This is a genomic window from Methanohalophilus profundi, assembly GCF_004137855.1.
GTDB lineage: Archaea > Halobacteriota > Methanosarcinia > Methanosarcinales > Methanosarcinaceae > Methanohalophilus > Methanohalophilus profundi.
Map to the genome: position 1 here is coordinate 736,890 of NZ_QBKB01000002.1, position 21,427 is coordinate 758,316.

Consider the following 21,427-nt stretch of genomic DNA (forward strand, 5'->3'; position numbering starts at 1 on the left):
CCAAATAGAGATATCAGGAGGAGTAGAGGGAAATGTCCGGCGAAGATACCGCAGAGATTATGGATACTTTTCGTGAAGGACTTGCCGACAAAACTACTGTTTTTCTGGCTCCTGCAAGCGTATCCAGTGAAAGGTTAATCTATTTTTATATTCATTCCATACTCGAAAATGATGATCAAAAGAATATAATATGGCTCTGTCTGAAAAACTCAAGAGACAAGATAATAGCTAATTTTAGAGATTATGGGATGGGAATTGAAGACTATCTGGGCAGAATGTGGTTTATAGATATTGAAGACCCTTCAAAAGAGAAAAAAGAAAATACCCTTTACTATTCTTCCCAGACCGATTATATGAAAATAGGGTCACATACCTCTAAACTTTTTTCTGAAATGCCCGGGTCAACAATGGTTGTTGATGACATGAATATCCTGTCAAAGGACAATCTCCAGGTCGTTGAAAATTTCCTGAAATATGTCATGTCAAATGTCCACCAGCATGAAGGAAGCGCTGTATCAATGCTCAATAAAGGTTCCGCTGGTGAAAAAGAAGGAACTTTGGTATCCTTTTTCGATGTTGTAATAGATGCCTCGGATACCGGAGAGATGCATGTTGAGATGGGAATGAAAAGTCTTGATGTGAAATACGTGGTGGAAAAGGGAAAAATAGATCTATACTATATCCAGAAAAAGATCAAAAAAGAAAGGCTAAACATACTTATTGTGGATGATGAACCCGATATTCCCGATCTTTTGAAATTGTCCCTAAAAGATGAACCCTACGATTTTTCAGTTGCATATAACGGGAAAGATGCCATCGAAATTGCAAGAGAAGAACTTCCCGACCTTATATTACTGGATATAATGATGCCTGATATGGACGGTTATGAGGTCGTTGAGACCCTGAAAAAGAAAAGGGACACAAGAGACATTGCAATAATCATGATTACAGCCAAAACAAAAGTAGATGACAAACTAAAGGGAATGGAACTGGGTATTGATGATTATATTTCAAAACCCTTTGACAAAAGAGAAGTTAATGCCCGTATAAAGATGGTTATGAAACGTTTTGGCTGGAAGCCCCCGGAAGAAAATGAATAATTTACTAAACTTTCCTTTTGTAGCTTTTGTGATTGGAATATTATAATTACAACCATCAAAAACATTAATTTTTTAAACACTGGTAACCGGCATCCCAATGCAGCCATATCTGAAAAAAGTACCCAGGTGACTGAATGAAAAAAGAAAAATCATTATATCGCAACCCATATCTTATAGCATTACTCTATATCATTGCAATTCTTTTTCTGTATACAGCATACCGTGATCTGATAGCTATAGCTGTTGGCGGGATATTTATAACCATTTTTGGCCTGATGTACGGAGTGCAGGAACATGACAGAGATCTTATATTTTACTCCGGTCTATTTTTATCCGCATCAATCGTGGCAATAATCATAGCAGGTACCTTTGTTTCACTCATTGCATAACTTAAATTGAGCTCACAAATCATACTTTGCGATCATGCTATTCTATAGAAGCCAGTGTTACACATAAGCAAACCTTTAATATAAGATTAGACAAGATGTTGTTCGAGATTTGCCGGATATACACACATTATGCCATCCGGTACTGAATATCAAACTTATTTATCATAATTATCGGAGTGTCCTGATGACGATCCCTAAAGAATATAACCCCCAAGAAGTGGAAAAAAGATGGCAGAATGCCTGGGACATGTCAATGTACCATTTTGATTGGGAAGATGAGAATAAACCCCAGTATATAATAGATACACCTCCTCCCTATCCTACGGGCAATTTCCATATCGGAAACTCCCTTAACTGGTGTTACATCGATTTTGTTGCACGATACAAACGCATGCAGGGATTCAATGTTATGTTCCCACAGGGATGGGACTGTCATGGCCTTCCCACCGAAGTGAAGGTGGAAGAGATACACAACATTACTAAAAACCAGGTCCCAAGAGCTGAATTCAGGGAGCTCTGCGAAGAACTTACAATTGGAAATATAGAGAAAATGCGCCAGACAATGCGCATGCTGGGTTTTTCGGTGGATTGGAGTAACGAATTCATCACAATGAAACCTGAATACTTCGTGAAAACACAGCGCTCCTTTGTCCAGATGCAAAAACAGGGACGTATCTATCAGGCCGACCATCCGGTGAACTGGTGTCCGCGCTGCGAAACAGCTATTGCCTTTGCGGAAGTCGAATATGAAACAAGGGACACAAAACTGAATTACCTGAACTTTGATAAAGTCAAAATCGCCACCACAAGACCTGAATTGTTGGCTGCCTGTGTGGCTGTGGCAATCAATCCCGATGATGAAAGGTATAAAGAAAACATTGGTGAAAATGTAAAAGTACCTTTATTTGATCACGAAGTGCCTGTAATCGCAGACAAAGAGGTCGATCCCGAATTCGGTACAGGTGTGGTAATGATATGCACCTTCGGTGACAAACAGGATGTACGCTGGTGGATCGAGCACAACCTACCCCTGCGCAAAGCTATTGACCGGAATGGCTTTATGACAGGTGTTGCCGGCAAATATGAAGGAATGAAATCTTCAGAATGCAAAGATGCAATCATCAGGGATCTCAAAGAGCAGGGTTACCTGTACGATCAGGACAGCCTTGACCAGAATGTGGGAATGTGCTGGCGGTGCAACACACCGATAGAGATCCTTTCTGAAAGGCAATGGTTTGTCAAAATTGAAAATGATAAAATCCTTGAGACTGCAAATGAGATCAACTGGATTCCCGACTACATGAAGATACGTCTGGAGAACTGGACAAACACCATGGAATGGGATTGGTGCATATCCAGACAGCGTATTTTTGCCGCCCCTATCCCTGTGTGGTACTGCAAAAAGTGTGGAAAATCCCTGATTGCAGAAGAGAACTGGTTGCCCCTTGATCCCACACAGACAAAACCTCCAATACCCTGTGAATGTGGTTCAACTGATTTTGAAGCTGAAGAAGATGTACTGGATACCTGGATGGACTCATCCCTGACAGCCCTGCATGTTACAGGCTGGCTTACAGATCATGAAATGAGATCACCTGCACAGCTGCGACCCCAGGGCCACGATATTATCCGCACGTGGGCATTTTACAGCATACTGCGCTCCAAAGCTCTTCAGGATTCCAAACCCTGGGACTCTATAATGATAAATGGTATGGTACTCGGAGAAGACGGACACAAGATGAGCAAATCCCGGGGCAACATTATATCTCCGGAAGAGGTCGTTGACCAGTACAGCTCTGATGCTTTCCGCCAGTGGGCTGCAATCGGAGGTTCTACGGGTTCTGATGTAATGTTTAGATGGAAAGATGTGGTGTCAGGATCCAGATACTTTAACAAAATGTGGAGTATCTTCCGCTTTTCAATGTCCCATCTGGAAGAAGTACTACCCGACATCCCTGAAGTTGCCACATCCAGCCTGGGCACAGTTGATCGCTGGCTGCTCAGCAAACTCAACAGGCTGATCATTTCAGTAACCGAAAATATGGATAACTACCAGTTCGATGAAGCCTACAAATCCATACGCGGATTTGCCTGGGAAACTCTGGCGGACAACTATATAGAACTTGTCAAAGCCAGACTATATGGAGAGGATGAAGCTTCAAAGAAAGCAGCCCGCTACACCCTCTACACAACCCTGGAAACTCTGACCCGCATGCTTGCACCCTTTGCGCCTTTCTTTGCAGAGGAAGTTTATTCCCATATTTCTACAGGCAGCGTCCACCAAACAAAATGGCCTTCTGCACACAGGGAAATGATCGATGAAACTTCTGAGAAGCAGGGCGAAATAATAAAAGACCTCGCAAGCAGTATACGCAGATATAAATCCGATTCAGGGATGGCTCTGAATGCTCCCTTAAAGAAGATCGAGATATATTCTGTAATGGATGATGTTACAGACCTTGAGGGAGCTACAAATTCTGCAGTGGAAGTTATAGAAGGAAAACCCGAATTTGAACATGTGCCTGTGGATGTGAAACCCAACATGGGAATCATCGGACCAAAATTCCGCAAACAGGCTGGTAGTATCATCGCTACTCTGAAAAACATGGATGCATCCAGGGTTGCACAGATGAAGGAGTCTGGATCCATTGATATTGAGGTTGATGGAGAAAAAATAAGTCTGGAACCTGAAAGTGTGGAAATAATAAAGGAAGTCACATCTGCAGGCAGGACAGTGGATGTCCTTGAGGTCAGCGATGTAATAGCCGTAATATTACGCTGATTTCGCTATTTATTTATTGGAGTACTCCCCTTGTTTCTATGAGGGAGTACAAATGGTATATAATACTATATTAATAACTACCGACGGTTCCGAAAATGCCCGAAAAGCAGTGCAATCGGGAATAGATTTAGCAAGTGCATGTGGTTCAAAGGTCTATGCACTTTATGTAATGGAAATGAATCCCGTAGGCATTACCAGGGAAGCAATACACAGGGACTGGAAAGCGGCAATGCAGGTTTCCCTTCCAGAACATATATCTCCGGCCCAGTGGCGCGAATTTGCAAAAATTGCCGACGAAAACTGGAAAATAGAACGCAAGAAACATCTCGAGGAAAAAGCAGAAAATATTCTTTCCTACGTCGAGGAAGTCGGGAAAAATAAGGGTGTAGATGTCGAAAAAATACATCTCGAAGGCAAACCGGCAAAAGAAATCCTTGATTTTGCCTCTGATAAGAACGTAGACCTGATTGTTATGGGCACGTTAGGCATGGGTTCTGACGGGACATTCCGGCTGGGGCGTGTAGCAGAAAGAGTAATCCATAATGCCGGCTGTGATGTAATGTCGGTCAGGTGAAGCCTGCAAGGTTACTGTATATATTCCACACACCATGAGTTACAAAATCCACTGCAAGAGCTGCAAGGAAGAGCCCGAGCAGCCTGGTGATAACATGTGCTCCGGTGTATCCTATTAATTTATAGAGACGGCGGGAATAATATAGAGTCACAAAGCATATACCGAATGTCAGCAGGATTGCCAGCAATACCACCAGTTTATAGGTAATTAAAGGGGATGTACCCGAAAGCACGACTACGGTTGTGATTGTGGCAGGCCCTGTCATCAATGGAAGGGCTATGGGGAATATCCAGACATCATCACGGCTGAGGGATTCATGAATTTCCTCTTCCGTTACACTTTCCCCGGATACTTTTGAAAGCAGCATATCAAAAGCTACCTTGAACAACAATATTCCACCAGCCACCCTCAGGGAGTCTACGCTAATCCCGAAAACATTGAGGATGCTGTGACCGGTAACGGCAAAGAAAATGCATATCGCACAGGCAAGAAGGGTTGCACGGGTTGCTATACTGTTTTTTTCTTCCTGTGTCATGCTGCTTGTTAGTGAGATGAACGTTACGACTACTCCGATCGGACTCACGATAACGAAGATGCTTACAAAGGAGTAGATAAAGAATGATACAACGTCCATATCCGGCCACTATAGCAATCTGGTATTTAAAAGTGATCCTAAATAAGTTAGTTAATTAACATCATTTTCACTGACAGATTCTTTACTTTCTGGTAAACCGTAGGATTTTTTGTCCTCAATCTCACAGGACTCGGATTCCATGATTTCCACCATTTTGTTATAATCCTCAAGAACGCTGTCCATGATGGAACGGAGGTGTTCAAGCACCTTGGAGTGAAGTAGACCTTCTGGAGATGATTCCATTTCTCCCGGTTCCGGAGCTTTTTCCAGTGCCTCAACAATCTGCTCTATGTTGCCCAAGCGATCCTTTATAGAAGACCAATTATTTTGCTGGATTTCGGCAGTTTCTTCGGGAAGGCAGGAAATTTGTTTTTCCACTTTTGCCTTTTTATTATCAAAATATTCCAGCGTATTTCGGGCCTTTTCCAGCATTTTAGCCTCTATAGCCTTATCGAAAATAATTTCTTCGGTGGATACTTCGGGAATGTAGTTCCTATCAGGCCGGTATTCCTCCTCATTTTCCCTGTTTTCCCGCAGAGGAGGAATGAATCTTTTGCCATTCTTCATGACCCTCTGGTTCATGAAGGTAGGAGATACAATTTCAATATCCATCCTGTGAAGGGAATCCAGCACTTCCTTCTTAAAATTAGAACGGTCAGTTAGCAAGGCTTTAGTCTCTTTCAGCAGACCTCCCACCTTGTAGGTAACGGAAAAATCCCCCAGCTCAAGAACATGTACGAAAGGATCCTCCAGGCCTGCCTCATCAGCCGCCTTGAGTAGGGCTTTTTCAATATCCTGCCGGCATACATCATATCCCAGTGAAACATTAGTAGAGATTATAGTTCCCGACGAGCGTATGGTAGTCAGGGGATTGGACATTATTTTCAGATTTGGCACGGTGATCAGGTCACGATCTTCTGACTGAATGCGTGTATAGAGGATGGTTTTGTCCGTCACCCTGCCAAAAATATCACCACTTCTTATGTAATCCCCCACATTGAATGGTTTGGTGAGCCGGACCATTATACCGGACATTCCATTTGAAACAAAAGTGGTAGAAGAAAGAGCTACCGTAGCACCAACAATAATACCTATCGCACTTACAATGATCTGTTTTGAATCACTGGATATCGGCAGGGAAAAGATAACCAGCATCATACCCAAGAATGTTATAAGGGTAAAGAAAAGATTCCGTATGAAAGTGTCACCTTTGAAAATCAAAGATTTCTTAAAAAGATACTGGAGCAGCAGGATCACCAGCGATGTCAATATAACTATGACTATCGTCGAATAAAAATGATCGACCCCTACTGAGATACAGTATTCCCCCTTTGATACTGGAAATAATCAATATTAGGTATAAGTCTGTATTTACTTATACCTATACCTAAAATCGATCAGTTAATTCGTTCGACTATTCGCAGGGCCATATCCACAACATCTGTAGCATTCTTACCAAGCAGTCTTATCATGGGTTCTTTCCCGACATCGCCTTCATCATATATGATTTCAGGAACCTCACCGTATTTTTCTATTGCATAAGCCGTGCCCCAATCCATTGTGCTCACCTCAGAAGGTTCGTCCTTGCGTTCAAAAGAAGCAATGCCAAAGCCCATCTGGCTGCAGGCAGCAAGTACCTCCTTGCTGTACTTAACATTCAGGCATGCCCTGATTTCAGGATTGGAATGTATAGCAGCAAGTACCACACTTCCAACATGTTTACTGGCACCAAACCCAACACAACCTGATGCCACAGGCTTGCCTTTTGAACGGGTTATACGACCATGTACACCGGCTACATCGGATATTGTTTCCGCCTCCGGAGTTGCCATAGCAATATTGCATCCTACCTCGGGGATAAGTTTTGAAAGAGCCTTTTCCGAAAGCAGGATATCCAGGGCCTCGGTAGTATTTACAAAAGTATGGTATTTTGCAGCCGAATTACGCAGAAAAGCAAGTGGGTCTACCGGGGATACACCCATCCCTGCAACGGTACTTCTGGCTATAGCATTTTCTACAAATCTTTTGGCACACCTTGCAGCCTCGGGTACTCTCAATTCATTTGAGAGATAAACAAGCAAAGCCGCTGAATAGGTACACCCAGAACCATGAGTTCCCCCTTCAACAAATCGGCTTGATATTGTTGTAAATGTGTCATTGTGGGATTCATAGACCAGATCCGAAGCATCAAAATGGCCTCCTGTGATTATTACATTATCCACACCGATCTTTGCTATCCTGCGAGCTGCTTTCTGCCCATCTTCCCAGGTGTTTATCGTAACTCCTGACAGGGCTTTTGCCTCATATATATTGGGAGTTACAACAAAAGCCAGAGGCAACAATTTTTCCTTCAGGATACTGAGTGCAGATTCTGCAAGCAAGGTGCCTCCGGCCTCGGCAGTCATTACCGGATCCACAACCAGTTTAAGACGATGCTTCTTTACCTCAGATGCAACCACATCGATAATTTCAGGAGAAGAAAGCATTCCTGTTTTTGCCCACTTTACATCCATATCCGTACATACCGCATAAATCTGAGAGGATATATGGGATAGAGGCACCTCCGTTGAATCCTGCAGTCCCATTGTGTTCTGGGAGGTGATGCATGTAACGGCGCATGTGGGATGCATCCCCAGTGCCGAAAAGGTACGAATGTCTGCTTCTATGCCGGCACCTCCGCCGGAATCCGAACCTGCTATCGTAAGGGCTACCTTTGTATTGCTCATATAATTTCACCTGATGATAATTTCTTTGACTGATGCAGAATATCTGCGATAGCTTTATATATAGTATTTGCACCATGAGAGATTTACATTATTACATGCAAACATCCAATTAAATTCGTTTGGGTAAATTAGATTTAAATATTTATACCTACGGGGCAATTCAATATGGGAAACAGACCTCTGGATATACTGAACAACGCATTAAACACAGCCGTAATCGTAAGATTGAAAGGTGCACGAGAATTTCGTGGAACACTTCAGGGATATGACGTTCACATGAATCTGGTACTGGATGAAGCTGAAGAAATCAAGGAAGGAGAAATAGTCCGCAAGATTGGCAGCGTTGTTGTCCGTGGCGATAATGTTGTATATGTATCTCCGTAACCTATAAGAATAATCAGGGCAATCAATGGTACCCTTCAGAATACTGATTACTACCATCCATATTACAAGGTGATAAATAATGTCAAAAGGTACTCCCTCAAGAGGAAAAAGACAGAAACGTACACATGCTAAATGCAGACGTTGCGGTAGCGTATCTCTTAACATCCATACCAAACAGTGCACATCATGCGGATTTGGTAAGACCTCACGTATGAGAAGTTACAAGTGGCAGCGCAAGTGCAAATACTGATCACTCTTATTCTTTTGCTGAGGTGCAAATGAAAGAAGAATGCGGTGTTGTAGGGGTTTTACTGGATGATACAAAATCCCAATCAAAAACCGTCGCACTTCAGATTTACTATTCTCTCTATGCACTACAGCACAGGGGTCAGGAATCCACCGGCATTACTGTTTACAATGGTGGTTCAACCCATACCCTGAAGGGGATGGGGCTTGTCCCGGAAGTTTATGCAAGGGAAGACATTGTTAAACTTGTAGGTCATGTGGGTATCGGTCATGTCCGCTATTCCACAACTGGCCAGTCGCGCATAGAAAATTGCCAGCCCCTTATTGTGAATTACAAAAGTGGTACTGTAGCTATTGCTCATAATGGCAACCTGATAAACGGCAGCGACCTGCGGGACGAACTGGAATCAGAAGGCAGGATTTTCATAACCGATTCTGACACCGAAGTTGTTGCCCACCTTCTGGTCAAGGAACTGCTAAAACACGGACCTGTAGAGTCTATCAAGAATGTGATGAAAAGGCTTGAGGGGTCATATTCCCTTGTCATAATGATCGATGATCTCCTGATAGCCGCCAGGGACCCCCTTGGAATCAAACCTCTCTGCATAGGAAAAACTGACCTTGGGCTGGTAGTTGCATCCGAAAGTGTGGCCATTGATACATTAAACGGCAAACTTATCCGGGATGTTAAACCAGGCGAGATCGTTGTATTAAAAGATGGTGAAGTGGAAAGTCATCAGGTATACAATACCACACATGCAGCACATTGTGTTTTTGAATACATCTATTTTGCAAGACCTGACTCTGTAATTGATGGACAGCTCGTCTACAAAGTAAGGGAACGTATTGGCAGGGAACTCGCAAAAGAACATTCTGTTGAAGCAGATATTATTTCCCCTGTCCCGGATTCGGGTATTACTTCTGCTGTCGGATATTCCAGGGAATCCAAAATCCAGTATCAGGAAGGTTTAATGAAAAACCGCTATATTGGCAGGACCTTTATTCTTCCAGGCCAGGAAATGAGGGAAATCGCTGTCAGGCTCAAGATGAACACGATTGCAGAAAACATAGAGGACAAGAAGGTAGTACTCATCGATGATAGTGTTGTAAGGGGAACTACTTCCCGAAGAATCATCAATATGATCAAAGACTCAGGTGCCAGAGAAGTACACGCCAGAATTGGGAGTCCCGCTATAATTGCCCCCTGCTATATGGGTATTGATATGGCTACCCGTGAGGAATTAATTGCGGCCAACAACAAAGTGGAAAATATTTGTAATACCATAAACGCAGATTCCCTTGGCTATCTAAGTGTCGATGGGCTGGTCAGAGCCATAGGTCTTGACAAAGAAGATCTCTGTATGGGATGTCTGACAGAAGTATATCCACTGGAAATCCCCGGGGAAAATGCCAGTGCAGGCAAACCCGGCTTAATCAATTCTAAACCTTTTTGCTTTTCTTACAAATGCAGGATACAAAAGCAAACCTGCATAACCCAGAATAATACCTGCTATAACATCCGAAGGATAATGTACACCCACCACTATCCGGCTGATACCCATCGTTATGGCAATTATCCAGAACAAATAACCTGATTTGCCTGAAACCGGCTGCAAAAAACTGGCGGTTCCAAAAGCCAGTGCTGTGTGACTGCTGGGAAAAGAATAACCGGCTGCATCCACAAGGATACGTCCGGTTTCTGGCCTGGGAACCATGAATAATGATTTCAGCGCAAAAACTACCGCCCAAACCGCAAACAAAAGTGTCAAGTAGTAGGCTGCACAGGGTTTACCTTTAAATATATATAGAAATGCAGCGATTAACAACCATATAAACAGGTTTCCCGCTATTGCCAGGGGAACCATGATAAAATCAAGAGCCTGAATGGAATTTATGTAATGAAATAATTGTAAATCAAATTCCTAAAATGGCATTGGAAGAAGATTGTAAACCACATATAAACATTTTTGCAGGATAGTAGCTGTGAAAACATGCAAAATAATTCAAATTCCTGGGACTTCTGGATTGACAGGGGAGGTACCTTCACCGATATAGTGGCCCTAAAACCGGATGGAGAACTCCTGACACACAAACTCCTATCCGACAATCCCGAACAATACGAAGATGCTGCTATAGAAGGAATGCGACAGGTGTTGAATCTCGAAAAAGATGAAACCCTTCCTGCAGAAAAAATTGTATCTATCCGCATGGGAACCACTGTAGGAACGAATGCACTGCTTGAGCGCAGGGGAGAGCCTACAGTACTTGTAATAACGGAAAGGTTCAGGAACATCCTGAAAATCGGATACCAGAACCGCCCCTGTATATTTGCACTTGAAATCAAAAAACCCGAAGTACTCTATGAGGAAGTTATTGAAGCCAGACAAAGATACAGCTCTGACGGAACAATAGTTACTCCTCTGAACTGTGAGGACATTAAAGAGAAGCTTGTGGAACATTACCATAAAGGCTACCGCTCTGTCGCAGTTGCTCTTATGCATTCGTTTCGCTATCCTGCTCACGAAGAGCAAATAGAAAAGATTGCACATGATGTAGGATATACCAATATTTCCCTCTCCCATCGCACAAGCCCGTTAAGCAAACTGGTTGCCCGGGCAGAAACAACCGTTGTGGATGCATACCTGTCCCCGGTGCTGGAACATTATGTAAATCTGGTACGCAACAAACTCAATGACCAGAAAAACCCGACTGATCTTTTCTTCATGCAATCCAGCGGCGGCCTGGTAGACGGAGACAGTTTCCGGGGCAAAGACAGTATTCTTTCGGGTCCTGCCGGCGGTATCGTAGGATCGGCAGAAGTCTGCAGGATGGCAGGGTTTGACCGCGTAATCAGTTTTGATATGGGAGGAACATCCACCGATGTAGCCCATTACAGTGGAGAAATGGAACGAACCCTCGAATCAACTGTCTCAGGAACACATCTGCACACTCCCATGCTGAAAATACATACTGTTGCCGCAGGCGGTGGATCAATCCTGCATTTTGAAGATGGGAGGTTCCAGGCAGGACCCGATTCTGCGGGGGCCGATCCCGGACCCGCCTGTTACAGGAAAGGAGGGCCACTTACCGTTACTGACTGTAACGTAATGCTGGGCAAGATCAGTCCACATAATTTCCCCCGGATTTTCGGTGAAAATGCGGATTTACCCCTTGACAGGGACATTGTTGTGGAAAATTTTCGTGAACTTGCAGAAGAAATAAAGCTGCAAACCGGCAAAAGCATGAAACCGGAAGAAGTTGCCGAAGGTTTCCTGAAAGTGGCAGTGGAAAATATGGCTAATGCCATCAAGCATATTTCGGTGAAAAGAGGATATCATCTTGAAGATTACATTCTCTGTTGTTTCGGAGGCGCGGGAGCCCAACATGCGGGCCTAGTGGCTGATTCTCTGGGTATTGGAAAAATACTGATTCATCCCTTTGCAGGAGTACTATCAGCCTACGGGATGGGACTTGCAGACAGACGGATAATCGAGGAGAAAGCCCTGGAAAAGTACCTTGAAGAAGGGATTGAAAAGGAACTGGCAGGTGTCACAAAGAACCTTTCTGAAAAAGGAATGGAACGTATGCTTGCCACAGGTGACAGGAATATTGACATTGAAACCGTGGAAAGGGTCCGCCTGAAATATGAAGGTACTGAAACAACTTTTGATGTGCCATGCGGCCCTATAGACGAAATGACAAAAATGTTTCACAACCTGCACATCGAACGTTTTGGTTTTGTAAGCGAAAATAGAAAACTGGTAGTGGATTCTGCTTATGTGGAAATTATTGGCAGGAACCAGACACCTGCAGAAACCACCCATTTATTAACAGATAAAAATCCAGAGCCTGCATCTTCAAAGGAAGTTTACATGGAAGGGAAATGGCACCGGATACCTTTGTTCACAAGGGATGTTCTCAAACCCGGCAATCGGATTACCGGTCCTGCCTTAATCATGGAAGATACAACTACCATTGTACTGGAAAGTAAATGGCAGGCTTCCATAACAGAACACAATCATTTGCTGCTGGAAAAAAAGATAACAAAACCCAAGCCGGATATTGGTACTGAAGTCGATCCCGTTATGCTTGAGATATTCAATAACCGTTTCATGTCAGTAGCCGAACAAATGGGATACAGGTTGCGCAATGCAGCCCATTCGGTGAATATAAAGGAGAGACTGGATTTCTCCTGTGCAATCTTTGATGGCAGCGGTAACCTTGTTGCAAATGCGCCCCACATCCCGGTACATCTGGGCTCAATGGAAGATGCAGTAAAAGAGGTAATCCGCAACCATGAAAATGATTTCAGCGAAGGTGATACCTACATTCTCAATTCCCCCTATCATGGAGGGACCCACCTCCCTGATATAACCGCAGTTTCCCCGCTTATTAGCAACGGAAAACCACAATTTTATGTAGCATCCAGAGGCCACCATGCGGATATCGGCGGGATCGCTCCGGGTTCCATGCCACCATTAAGCAAGAGGATCGAGGAAGAAGGAGTTCTTATTGAAGAATTCAAACTTACAGAGCAGGGAAAATTCCGGGAAGAAGAATTAGTTGAACTTTTCAAGCAGGCAACATATCCCCCTCGAAACCCCGACCAGAACATCGCAGATCTCAAAGCACAGATTGCTGCCAACCAGAAAGGAATAGAAGAACTCCGCAAACTTGTTGATACCTATTCCCTGAAAACCATTACTGCATACATGCAACACGTACAGGATAATGCTGAAATGGCAGTGGAAAAAGTGATTGATGTTTTAGAAGATGGAGACTTCGAGTACATACTGGATGATGACAGTAAAATTGCAGTAGGGTTAAGAATTGACAGGGATAACACAAAAGCAATTATCGATTTTACACACACTTCACCTCAAACAAAAAGTAATTTCAATGCACCGTCTGCAGTCTGCAAAGCTGCGGTACTTTATGTATTCAGGACACTTGTGCAGGATGATATTCCGCTCAACTCGGGCTGTCTCAGGCCTATTACGATAATCATTCCCGAAAATTCAATGCTTAATCCTTCATATCCTGCAGCTGTTGTGGCCGGCAATGTCGAAACTTCCCAATACATTGTAGATTGCCTCTACGGAGCCCTCGGTATACTTGCACCGTCCCAGGGAACAATGAATAATTTCACGTTCGGCAATGACAGATTCCAGTATTATGAGACCATCTGCGGAGGGGCGGGAGCAGGCAATGGTTTTGATGGAGAAGATGCGGTTCAGACACACATGACTAATTCCCTGATTACAGACCCCGAAATAATGGAATTACGTTTTCCTGTCAGAATAGAAGAATTCAGTATTCGAAGGGGTAGCGGAGGAGCGGGAAAATTTCAGGGAGGCAACGGTGTGGTCAGAAAGATACGTTTTCTCAAAAAAATGAAGGCAGCAATTCTTTCAAGCCACAGGAAATATCCGCCAAAGGGAATGGCAGGCGGAGAGACTGCAAGCACCGGCGAAAACATCTTAAAAAGGAAGAAAGGGGAAACTATTGAACTTTCAGCCGCTGATGAAGTAGAAGTGGAAGAAGGAGATGTATTCATGATTAAAACTCCTGGAGGAGGAGGCTATGGAAACAGGGAATGAAAAAAACTGGCCCCTTCCAGTACCGGTCCATATACCTGCTGATGGTGAATCGGGTTGTTTCTGGGAAGACAGAAAAGACCGCCACCACTGTGGCATTGACCTTTATGCAGAAAAAGGAACCCCGGTTTTTGCCATAGAGGAGGGAGAAGTTGTAGAAATTGGAATAATGACCTCTTCCTCAATGATAGAGTACTGGAATGAAACCTACCATCTAATAGTACGGGGAAATTCCGGGACATATTACAAATACGGGGAAATGGGCATGACCATTCCGGAAAAAAGTTCAAGGGTCAAAAAATATGACCAGATTGGAGAGGTTGGACAGGTACTAAACCCTGCAATGATAGATAGCACATCACCCCGGTACATCCAGGCACTCAAAGAAAAAAATCCTGCCATGTTGCATCTTGAAATATGGGAAAAATACCCTGTTACAGATCATAAATTGTACCTGGGAGGCAACTGGTTCAGTTCCAAAAAACCGCCAGGCCTCCTGAACCCCCTGCATTATTTGCATAAATGAAATCAATTGATAAGATATTAATATTATTGAATTTCATGGTAAAGGCATGCCAGAGGAAGACGAAACCTGCCAGGTGAATGTAAAGGGGGTTTACCTCATGAAAATGGATGAGGGAATAGCACCAACTGTCATCCTCGAAGGTCCGGCCGGAAAATAATGCCGATTTATATCGGGCATCTGGAAGCCCTGTCCATAAATAATGCATTGAACAGTGAGACGACACCTCGTCCAATGACCCATGACCTTTTAATGTCCATCCTCTCAAGAATGGAAGGCAAAGTTGAAAGCGTGTTTATTGATGAAAAGACAGAAGGAGTATTTTTCGCCCGTCTGACTTTGAGCAAAAACGATGTTAAAATGGAATTCGATGCAAGACCCAGTGATTGTATCGCCCTTGCTCTGCGAGCAGATGTTCCAATCAATATCAAAGATGAAATCCTGGAAAACGATACCATAAGTCCTGATAAACTGGATGGCGCGAAATCATTCGAATCTCTCCTATAACTGGCTCAAAAGTAAGAAGCAAGCGTTGTCTGAGACGATACTTCCTGTAACCCGGCAACCCTGACTCCAATCCTGCGAATGGCCGATTTGTTTTCCTCAAGGAAGGTTTTTAGCAATTTGTCCAGATGTTGTCCCAGAATTTCTTTTTCAGCAACCGCTCTCTGGAGGGTATGGTTACGAGTTTGGGTTTTGAAACCAGATGTGATCACAATCAGTGTAACCTGACGGAAGGAAACACCTCTTTCGATGGTCTTTTTAATCACATCGTCGGCAAGGTTATCCAGAACTGGCATTATCAAATCGTAATCCGATGAATTTTCCGGCAAAGTGGCTATCCTGCCAATTTGCTCACTTCCTTCCCTTTGCCTGACAGGAGACTCATCAATCCCCTGTGCAGCCTTTTTGAGCCATTAACCTTTCTTTTTACCAAAAGCATCTATGAGAGACACAATGTCCGAAGAAGCAAGTTGCCCCACTGATTTTATGCCCATTTTTTCAAGCCTGGCGGCTGTGACATCCCCTACACCCCAGAGTTGAGAGGGAGTCCGATCTTCCAGAAATGAGTTTACATCATGTTGTGAGATGACAGTAAGCCCATCGGTTTATTTTCAGAGGATGCCATTTTGGCAATGAGTTTGTTGGGCCCAATGCCCACAGAACATGTCAGCTGTTCTTTTTCCAGAATCTTTTGCTTAATATCTTCACCCAATTTAAGGGCACATTCAAAATCACCGTTACAGTTTGCCGTAACTTCGATGAATGCCTCATCTATACTTATCTGCTCAAAGGATTCATCACTATCCGCATGAGAGCGCAGTACTTCCATGATACTGTCAGAAACTTCAGTGTAAAACTCTTTCCTTACAGGAAGAAAAGCCGCATCAGGATTCAGTTTAATGGCCCTGGAACAGGGCATACCGGATTTTATACCGTATTCGCGGGCAGTATAATTGGAAGTACTTACCGAGCCTCCGTGCTCCCCCCTACCCGAATACATACAGACCACCACAGGCCTGCCCCTAAGGGAAGGATCTTCACGCTCCTCGATAGCAGCATAAAAGTAGTCCATATCCACATGGACAACAATACGTGACATGATAAAAAGAGAGGTTTTTTAGATTTGTATAGTTTGTGGAAAAAATAGATTCTCATTAATTTTTCACATATCGATAGGAATAAAATGAACTATACAGAGATATCAAACCAAACTGGAGGGACAGAAATGATGTACAACACATTCTCCACATGCGGGCTTGCGGGCAAAACACACGTTCCTGCCATGTAATATAAGGGTCAGGGAAAAATCATCCCACTCATTCCTGTCAACAAGCTCCATCAGGTCCTTTTCAATTTTGACAGGATCCTTATTTTCAGTAAAACCCAGTCTTGTAGCAAGACGTTTGACGTGGGTGTCCACAGCAATACCCGCTTTTACACCAAAACCTCTTGTAAGCACTATATTGGCAGTTTTGCGAGCTACCCCAGGCAGTTCTAATAGATCTTCCATCGTGGATGGAACTTCACCCCCGAAATCCTCGATGATAACTCTGGCACTCTGTTGCAGGTGTTTGGCCTTGTTGCGGTAAAAACCTGTGGAATAAATGTCCTTTTCCAGTTCACTGATGTCCGCATCCGCATAATCAAAAACCGAACGGTATTTCTTGAACAACTCACTAGTAACTTTATTGATCTGCACATCCGTACTCTGGGCTGAAAGAATAGTGGCTACAAGCAGTTCCAGAGGGTTTTTGAAATGCAGAGCAGGCTGTGGATCAGGATACTCCTTTTTAAGAAGTTGCCATATTTGAGGGAAATTAGAAAGATTACTGGCTGTCATAGAAAAAGAAAATAAGATTCAGGCTTATTCAAGCCCGAAATCTTCAATGTTTTTATCTGCAAGTGCCTGGATCAGTTTGAGTTGTTCCTCTGCGCCTTCCATTTTGAAAAGATGTTTGAACCTTTTCTGCATCTTGAGATAATCCTCGACAGGCTTTTTCTGTTTGCCTATCTTGCGCACCTTTGTAACTTCACCATTCTCCATTTCATACAGCGGCCACAGACCGGTCTGTACTGCCAGTTTTGCAACTTCCACAGTCTTGGAAGTGTCAAAACCCCAACCTGTGGTACAGGGCGCATGGGCATGAATGTAGGTTGGGCCTTCAATCTCGGTTGCTTTCTTGATCTTCTTGATCATATCCTTGGGATAACCCAGGGAAGTTGTAGCAATGTATGGAGAACCATGAGCTGCCATTATTGCAGGCATGTTCTTCTTGGGTCTGGGGTTACCATAGGAAATCTTTCCGGCAGGGCTTGTTGTGGTAGACGCATCAAAGGGTGTAGCACCACTTCTCTGCACACCGGTATTCATGTATGCCTCATTATCAATACATACATAGGTAATATCATCCCCCCTCTCAAAGGCACCGGAAATGGATCTCATTCCGATATCAAGAGTAGCTCCATCTCCTGCCAGGGCAATTACCTTGGTGTCACCTTTCTTACCCATTGCTTTAAGGGCAGCCTCCACACCCGAAGCCACAGCCCCTGTATTCTCGAAAAGGGAATGAATCCAGGGAACCTCCCAGGAGGTCTCGGGGTAAGGAGTACTCATAACTTCCAGACAGCCAGTAGGTGATATAACAACACAGTCTTCCCCTGCGGCCATAAGGGTAAACTTGGCCACCATTGCGTCGCAACAACCTGCACAACCACGGTGTCCTGATGTAAACAATGATTTCACAACAATTCCTCCTTCAGATCAGCATATTTGCTCTCAGTATTGATACCCGAAGAGATTATGCCTTTAGCTTCCTCCACTATATCCTCAATGGTCTTTTCGGGTATGTCACGACCACCGTGTCCGATCATCCGGCCCACTATCGGGACATCAACCTTAGTATTATACAGGCTTGCCTTGGTCTCGGTAAACAGGGATCCTTCATTGAGTCCCAGGGAGATATTCTTGTCAAGTGCGACAACAACCTTTGCATCCTTGATAGCATTCTTTATTGCTTCTGCAGGGAATGGCCTGAAAGTCCTTACTTTAAGCAAACCGGCCTTTACTCCTTTTGCACGGAGTTTATCCACGACATCCCTGATGGTTCCCACAAGTGAACCCATAGCCATAAGGATTATATCAGCATCTTCTGTTTCATATTCGTCGATAAGGCCACCATAGTACCTTCCAAATATTTCATAGAACTCATTGGCAGCTTCTTCTATCTTGGGCAGGGCATTATCCATTGCCTGTTGCTGCAGGTACCTGAATTCGGTATATGCAGTCGGGTCTGCAAAGGCACCGAAGGTCAGCGGGTTTTTAGGATCGAGAGTAAATTCCGGTTCATAAGCAGGCAGATATTCATCCACAAGATCCTGTTCCAGCAAGACCAGGGGCTCATAAACATGAGACAGGATGAAACCGTCCATACAGGTCATTGCAGGCATCATTACATCCTTATCTTCTGCAACCTTGTAAGCCTGGGCAGTCATATCCGAGATTTCCTGCAGATCCTCGGCATACATCTGGATCCAGCCGGTATCACGCTGGGAAATTGAATCCTGATGATCGTTCCAGATATTAATAGGAGCACTTACCGCGCGGTTTGCGATGGTCATAACGACTGGCAGGCGCATTCCTGATACGTTGAAAAGCACCTCATGCATCAGTTCCAGGCCCTGGGAGGTGGTGGCCGAATAACACCTGGCACCTGCTGCTGCAGATCCCACAAGGGCCGAAAGGGCGGAGAACTCGGATTCCACGTTTATGTATTCACAGTTGGAAATTTCACCATCAGCCATAAACTGGGAAAGATCCTCCACAATATGAGTCTGTGGTGTGATAGGATATGCGGAAATAACATTTGGTCTGCATACCTTCACAGCATGGGCCACTGCATAGGAACCTTCAGCCACATCCATCTTATCCTTGTCAAGGGTACGTATGACAGTCATTTATTTCTCCTCCAGTACCATTTCTATGGCATCTTTGGGGCATTCATTGGCACAGATTCCGCATCCTTTGCAGTAATCATAATCAAATTCAAAGAATCCATCGTCCCGGGGCAGTACTGCCATATCAGGACAGAGCAATTCACATAATTTACATTTGATACATTTATCGTAGTCATAGACAGGCCTGAAAGTTCTCCAGGCACCGGTCTTGTTTACCCTCGTGGTACCGGGTTCACAGACTCCTCCGAGTTGTATACTCATTATTTATCCTCCGCCATCAAGTCATAGGCTTTCTGCACAGCCTCTGCATTTTTCTCTCCGATCTTACCTGAGAAACGCCCCTTTACCGCATTAACAATGGAGCTGGCCCTGACCTCGCCCGTTGCACCTGCAAAAGCTCCTAAAAGAACAGTATTGACAATAGGCCTGCCAATTACATCAAGAGCGATTTTTGTTGCATTAACGGTCATTATACGGGCATTGGTGTCAAGATCGAAATCTTCCGGCGCGAAATCAGAATTAATAATTATAATACCATCATCCTTTGCCCCACTTTCAACATCCACTACCTCAATAAGTGTGGGATCCTGAACAATTATGTAATCTGGTTCATAGATCTGGCTCCTGAGCCTGATAGGAGCATCGCTGATCCTTGTGAATGCCTGTACTGGTGCTCCACGTCTTTCGACACCAAAGGCCGGGAATGCCTGACTGAACTGGCCATCCTCAAAAGCGGCTCCTGCCAGTAGTTCGGCTGCTGTAACCGAACCCTGTCCGCCTCGACCATGTATTCTTATTTCTTTCATCTGTATTCTCCGTAACAAACGTAATGGACATATAATTGTAGATAGCGGATACGAACCCGCATGCATCAACAATTACGTTTGGATGGTAATTGGAATAAATGCAATGTTTAATTGTGTAGAATAGCTAATTCCTATTTAGTTTTTCGGTGATAACAGATAACAAAAACTTACATTAAATATCTCAAAAGAACAATTAGGCCTCCCTGCATAGCATTTCCATCCTGGAAATAATACCCTCACTACTCTTTACGTTCTGGATGGATTTGCGAAAAGATCTGGAACCTGCAAGGCCTCTGGTAAACCACGCAGAATGTGCTGCCAGATTTACTTTTTTGTCCAAACCGTAGGCTTCCAGTAGTTTCAGATATTCCTCCAGACTGCTTTTTCGCTGATCACAATCGGCAGGAGGAAACTTAATGCCGCTTTCAAGAAATGCCGCTATCCTTGAGAAGATATCAGGATCCCCCATGGCTGCCCGCCCTATCATAAGACCGTCACATCCCGTATATTCAAGAATCTGGGCAGCAAAAGCACCGTGCCGTATATCCCCGTTTGCAATAACAGGAATTGATAACTTTTCTTTAATCCTGCGAGCGTACAAATGATCCGCCACCCCCGAATATTGTTGCATGGCAGTCCTTCCATGGACTGTTATGGCTGAAACACCGGCATTTTCAAGCCTTGATGCAAGTTCTACAGTCTGTGACACATCCCTGAATACGCGTATCTTTACAGTCACCGGCACAGTTACTGATTCTACTACACACTGTATAATATTTTCCAGCACATCCGGATTTTCCATAAGCATTGAACCCGCACCCGTTTTCCGGATTCTGGGAGACGGGCAGCCCGCATTTATATCAATAATTGAGGGAGATGTTTCATTTTCAATCAGGCAGGCAGCTTTTGCCATAGAAACCGGCGATCTGCCAAATATCTGGACACCAAATATACCCTCATCCGGACAACTTAACGCCATATGATGTGATTTTGCATTGTCGTGCAGTATCGCCTCGGAATTTATCATCTCGGTAAAAGCAAAAGATGCACCCCTGCGCCTGCAAACTACCCGGTAGGCAAGATTGGTAACCTCTGCCATTGGAGCAAGTAAAAGGTTTCCTCCAAGCCTTACCTTTCCGATTTGCATGATATGTCCTATGGGATAACGATATATAAATAATAACATATCATAGGGCAGGAGAGGAGAA

22 protein-coding genes and 1 pseudogene are annotated in these 21,427 nt (G+C 44.0%); 10 read left to right on the plus strand and 13 right to left on the minus strand.

What is annotated here, in order from left to right:
* Positions 1–32 precede the first annotated feature (32 nt).
* From C9889_RS03860 to C9889_RS03875, 4 genes are all read left to right on the plus strand, one after another.
* Positions 33–1,100 (plus strand): response regulator transcription factor, encoded by a 1,068-nt coding sequence (locus tag C9889_RS03860; RefSeq protein ID WP_129597316.1) that lies wholly within the window; start codon positions 33–35, stop codon positions 1,098–1,100.
* Between the two features lie 134 nt (positions 1,101–1,234).
* Positions 1,235–1,489: a hypothetical protein gene (locus C9889_RS03865; protein WP_129597318.1), complete on the plus strand. Its 255-nt coding sequence runs from the start codon at positions 1,235–1,237 to the stop codon at positions 1,487–1,489.
* 184 nt (positions 1,490–1,673) lie between these two features.
* Positions 1,674–4,271 (plus strand): valine--tRNA ligase, encoded by a 2,598-nt coding sequence (locus C9889_RS03870; protein WP_129597320.1) that lies wholly within the window; start codon positions 1,674–1,676, stop codon positions 4,269–4,271.
* Positions 4,272–4,323: 52 nt separating this feature from the next.
* On the plus strand, positions 4,324–4,845 hold the full coding sequence (locus tag C9889_RS03875) for a universal stress protein (RefSeq protein WP_129597322.1): 522 nt from the start codon (positions 4,324–4,326) through the stop codon (positions 4,843–4,845).
* Here C9889_RS03875 and C9889_RS03880 read toward each other — a convergent pair.
* The 3 genes from C9889_RS03880 to thiD all read right to left on the minus strand — a co-directional run bounded on the left by C9889_RS03880 (position 4,838) and on the right by thiD (position 8,205).
* Positions 4,838–5,479, minus strand: a complete 642-nt coding sequence (locus C9889_RS03880) for a MarC family protein (RefSeq protein ID WP_129597324.1) — start codon at positions 5,477–5,479, stop codon at positions 4,838–4,840. The genes C9889_RS03875 and C9889_RS03880 overlap by 8 nt on opposite strands.
* A gap of 51 nt (positions 5,480–5,530) precedes the next feature.
* On the minus strand, positions 5,531–6,637 hold the full coding sequence (locus C9889_RS03885; RefSeq protein ID WP_129597326.1) for a mechanosensitive ion channel family protein: 1,107 nt from the start codon (positions 6,635–6,637) through the stop codon (positions 5,531–5,533).
* Between the two features lie 239 nt (positions 6,638–6,876).
* A complete protein-coding gene (gene thiD / locus C9889_RS03890; protein ID WP_129597327.1) occupies positions 6,877–8,205 on the minus strand; it encodes a bifunctional hydroxymethylpyrimidine kinase/phosphomethylpyrimidine kinase in 1,329 nt (442 codons plus the stop codon).
* 165 nt (positions 8,206–8,370) lie between these two features.
* Here thiD and C9889_RS03895 point away from each other — a divergent pair, with 165 nt between their 5' ends.
* The 3 genes from C9889_RS03895 to purF all read left to right on the plus strand — a co-directional run bounded on the left by C9889_RS03895 (position 8,371) and on the right by purF (position 10,430).
* Positions 8,371–8,589, plus strand: a complete 219-nt coding sequence (locus tag C9889_RS03895; protein ID WP_072358970.1) for an LSm family protein — start codon at positions 8,371–8,373, stop codon at positions 8,587–8,589.
* A 79-nt stretch (positions 8,590–8,668) separates the two neighbouring features.
* Positions 8,669–8,839, plus strand: a complete 171-nt coding sequence (locus C9889_RS03900) for a 50S ribosomal protein L37e (RefSeq protein ID WP_072358969.1) — start codon at positions 8,669–8,671, stop codon at positions 8,837–8,839.
* Positions 8,840–8,867: 28 nt separating this feature from the next.
* A complete protein-coding gene (gene purF / locus C9889_RS03905; protein ID WP_225419976.1) occupies positions 8,868–10,430 on the plus strand; it encodes an amidophosphoribosyltransferase in 1,563 nt (520 codons plus the stop codon).
* On the opposite strand, the pseudogene C9889_RS11415 reads toward purF, so the two are convergent.
* A pseudogene (locus C9889_RS11415) lies at positions 10,347–10,700 on the minus strand (phosphatase PAP2 family protein); the annotation flags it as partial. The gene purF and the pseudogene C9889_RS11415 sit on opposite strands and share 84 nt — an antisense overlap.
* Before the next feature lie 126 nt (positions 10,701–10,826).
* Here C9889_RS11415 and C9889_RS03915 point away from each other — a divergent pair.
* The 3 genes from C9889_RS03915 (at position 10,827) to C9889_RS03925 (ending at position 15,462) form a co-directional block, all read left to right on the plus strand.
* Positions 10,827–14,435 (plus strand): hydantoinase B/oxoprolinase family protein, encoded by a 3,609-nt coding sequence (locus C9889_RS03915; RefSeq protein WP_129597331.1) that lies wholly within the window; start codon positions 10,827–10,829, stop codon positions 14,433–14,435.
* On the plus strand, positions 14,419–14,958 hold the full coding sequence (locus tag C9889_RS03920) for a M23 family metallopeptidase (RefSeq protein WP_129597333.1): 540 nt from the start codon (positions 14,419–14,421) through the stop codon (positions 14,956–14,958). Before C9889_RS03915 ends, C9889_RS03920 begins: the two co-directional genes overlap by 17 nt.
* A 156-nt stretch (positions 14,959–15,114) precedes the next feature.
* Positions 15,115–15,462 carry a bifunctional nuclease family protein gene (locus tag C9889_RS03925; protein ID WP_225419977.1) on the plus strand — a complete coding sequence of 116 codons (348 nt, stop codon included), beginning with the start codon at positions 15,115–15,117 and terminating at the stop codon, positions 15,460–15,462.
* Positions 15,463–15,467: 5 nt separating this feature from the next.
* On the opposite strand, the gene C9889_RS11130 is transcribed toward C9889_RS03925, so the two are convergent.
* The 9 genes from C9889_RS11130 to dusB all read right to left on the minus strand — a co-directional run bounded on the left by C9889_RS11130 (position 15,468) and on the right by dusB (position 21,366).
* Positions 15,468–15,788 (minus strand): DinB/UmuC family translesion DNA polymerase, encoded by a 321-nt coding sequence (locus tag C9889_RS11130; RefSeq protein ID WP_318531517.1) that lies wholly within the window; start codon positions 15,786–15,788, stop codon positions 15,468–15,470.
* An 84-nt stretch (positions 15,789–15,872) separates the two neighbouring features.
* Complete coding sequence (locus C9889_RS11420) at positions 15,873–15,953, minus strand: hypothetical protein (RefSeq protein WP_394342248.1); 81 nt, start codon at positions 15,951–15,953, stop codon at positions 15,873–15,875.
* Positions 15,954–16,027: 74 nt separating this feature from the next.
* Positions 16,028–16,558: a Y-family DNA polymerase gene (locus tag C9889_RS11135; protein WP_318531518.1), complete on the minus strand. Its 531-nt coding sequence runs from the start codon at positions 16,556–16,558 to the stop codon at positions 16,028–16,030.
* A gap of 102 nt (positions 16,559–16,660) precedes the next feature.
* A complete protein-coding gene (gene nth, locus C9889_RS03935) occupies positions 16,661–17,299 on the minus strand; it encodes an endonuclease III (protein ID WP_129597335.1) in 639 nt (212 codons plus the stop codon).
* Positions 17,300–17,323: 24 nt separating this feature from the next.
* The gene (gene porB / locus C9889_RS03940; RefSeq protein ID WP_129597338.1) at positions 17,324–18,202 is read right to left on the minus strand and encodes a pyruvate synthase subunit PorB; all 879 of its coding nucleotides are present in this window, start codon (positions 18,200–18,202) and stop codon (positions 17,324–17,326) included.
* On the minus strand, positions 18,199–19,413 hold the full coding sequence (porA, locus tag C9889_RS03945; RefSeq protein WP_129597340.1) for a pyruvate synthase subunit PorA: 1,215 nt from the start codon (positions 19,411–19,413) through the stop codon (positions 18,199–18,201). The genes porB and porA overlap by 4 nt, the downstream gene beginning before the upstream one ends.
* Entirely contained in the window at positions 19,414–19,674 is a 261-nt protein-coding gene (gene porD / locus C9889_RS03950; protein WP_129597343.1) for a pyruvate synthase subunit PorD, read from the minus strand. It lies immediately after the preceding gene.
* Positions 19,674–20,219: a pyruvate ferredoxin oxidoreductase subunit gamma gene (locus tag C9889_RS03955; RefSeq protein WP_129597346.1), complete on the minus strand. Its 546-nt coding sequence runs from the start codon at positions 20,217–20,219 to the stop codon at positions 19,674–19,676. Before C9889_RS03955 ends, porD begins: the two co-directional genes overlap by 1 nt.
* Before the next feature lie 193 nt (positions 20,220–20,412).
* The gene (gene dusB, locus C9889_RS03960) at positions 20,413–21,366 is read right to left on the minus strand and encodes a tRNA dihydrouridine synthase DusB (RefSeq protein ID WP_129597348.1); all 954 of its coding nucleotides are present in this window, start codon (positions 21,364–21,366) and stop codon (positions 20,413–20,415) included.
* Between the last annotated feature and the right edge of the window lie 61 nt (positions 21,367–21,427).

What these genes read in the sequence shown, in the direction of transcription:
- C9889_RS03860 (WP_129597316.1), top strand. Translation starts at nt 33, where the DNA reads ATGTCCGGCGAAGATACCGCAGAGATTATGGATACTTTTCGTGAAGGA.
- C9889_RS03865 (WP_129597318.1), top strand. Translation starts at nt 1,235, where the DNA reads ATGAAAAAAGAAAAATCATTATATCGCAACCCATATCTTATAGCATTA.
- C9889_RS03870 (WP_129597320.1), top strand. Translation starts at nt 1,674, where the DNA reads ATGACGATCCCTAAAGAATATAACCCCCAAGAAGTGGAAAAAAGATGG.
- C9889_RS03875 (WP_129597322.1), top strand. Translation starts at nt 4,324, where the DNA reads ATGGTATATAATACTATATTAATAACTACCGACGGTTCCGAAAATGCC.
- C9889_RS03880 (WP_129597324.1), bottom strand. Translation starts at nt 5,479, where the DNA reads ATGGACGTTGTATCATTCTTTATCTACTCCTTTGTAAGCATCTTCGTT.
- C9889_RS03885 (WP_129597326.1), bottom strand. Translation starts at nt 6,637, where the DNA reads ATGATGCTGGTTATCTTTTCCCTGCCGATATCCAGTGATTCAAAACAG.
- thiD (WP_129597327.1), bottom strand. Translation starts at nt 8,205, where the DNA reads ATGAGCAATACAAAGGTAGCCCTTACGATAGCAGGTTCGGATTCCGGC.
- C9889_RS03895 (WP_072358970.1), top strand. Translation starts at nt 8,371, where the DNA reads ATGGGAAACAGACCTCTGGATATACTGAACAACGCATTAAACACAGCC.
- C9889_RS03900 (WP_072358969.1), top strand. Translation starts at nt 8,669, where the DNA reads ATGTCAAAAGGTACTCCCTCAAGAGGAAAAAGACAGAAACGTACACAT.
- purF (WP_225419976.1), top strand. Translation starts at nt 8,868, where the DNA reads ATGAAAGAAGAATGCGGTGTTGTAGGGGTTTTACTGGATGATACAAAA.
- C9889_RS03915 (WP_129597331.1), top strand. Translation starts at nt 10,827, where the DNA reads ATGCAAAATAATTCAAATTCCTGGGACTTCTGGATTGACAGGGGAGGT.
- C9889_RS03920 (WP_129597333.1), top strand. Translation starts at nt 14,419, where the DNA reads ATGGAAACAGGGAATGAAAAAAACTGGCCCCTTCCAGTACCGGTCCAT.
- C9889_RS03925 (WP_225419977.1), top strand. Translation starts at nt 15,115, where the DNA reads ATGCCGATTTATATCGGGCATCTGGAAGCCCTGTCCATAAATAATGCA.
- C9889_RS11420 (WP_394342248.1), bottom strand. Translation starts at nt 15,953, where the DNA reads ATGGGCATAAAATCAGTGGGGCAACTTGCTTCTTCGGACATTGTGTCT.
- C9889_RS11135 (WP_318531518.1), bottom strand. Translation starts at nt 16,558, where the DNA reads ATGTCACGTATTGTTGTCCATGTGGATATGGACTACTTTTATGCTGCT.
- nth (WP_129597335.1), bottom strand. Translation starts at nt 17,299, where the DNA reads ATGACAGCCAGTAATCTTTCTAATTTCCCTCAAATATGGCAACTTCTT.
- porA (WP_129597340.1), bottom strand. Translation starts at nt 19,413, where the DNA reads ATGACTGTCATACGTACCCTTGACAAGGATAAGATGGATGTGGCTGAA.
- porD (WP_129597343.1), bottom strand. Translation starts at nt 19,674, where the DNA reads ATGAGTATACAACTCGGAGGAGTCTGTGAACCCGGTACCACGAGGGTA.
- C9889_RS03955 (WP_129597346.1), bottom strand. Translation starts at nt 20,219, where the DNA reads ATGAAAGAAATAAGAATACATGGTCGAGGCGGACAGGGTTCGGTTACA.
- dusB (WP_129597348.1), bottom strand. Translation starts at nt 21,366, where the DNA reads ATGCAAATCGGAAAGGTAAGGCTTGGAGGAAACCTTTTACTTGCTCCA.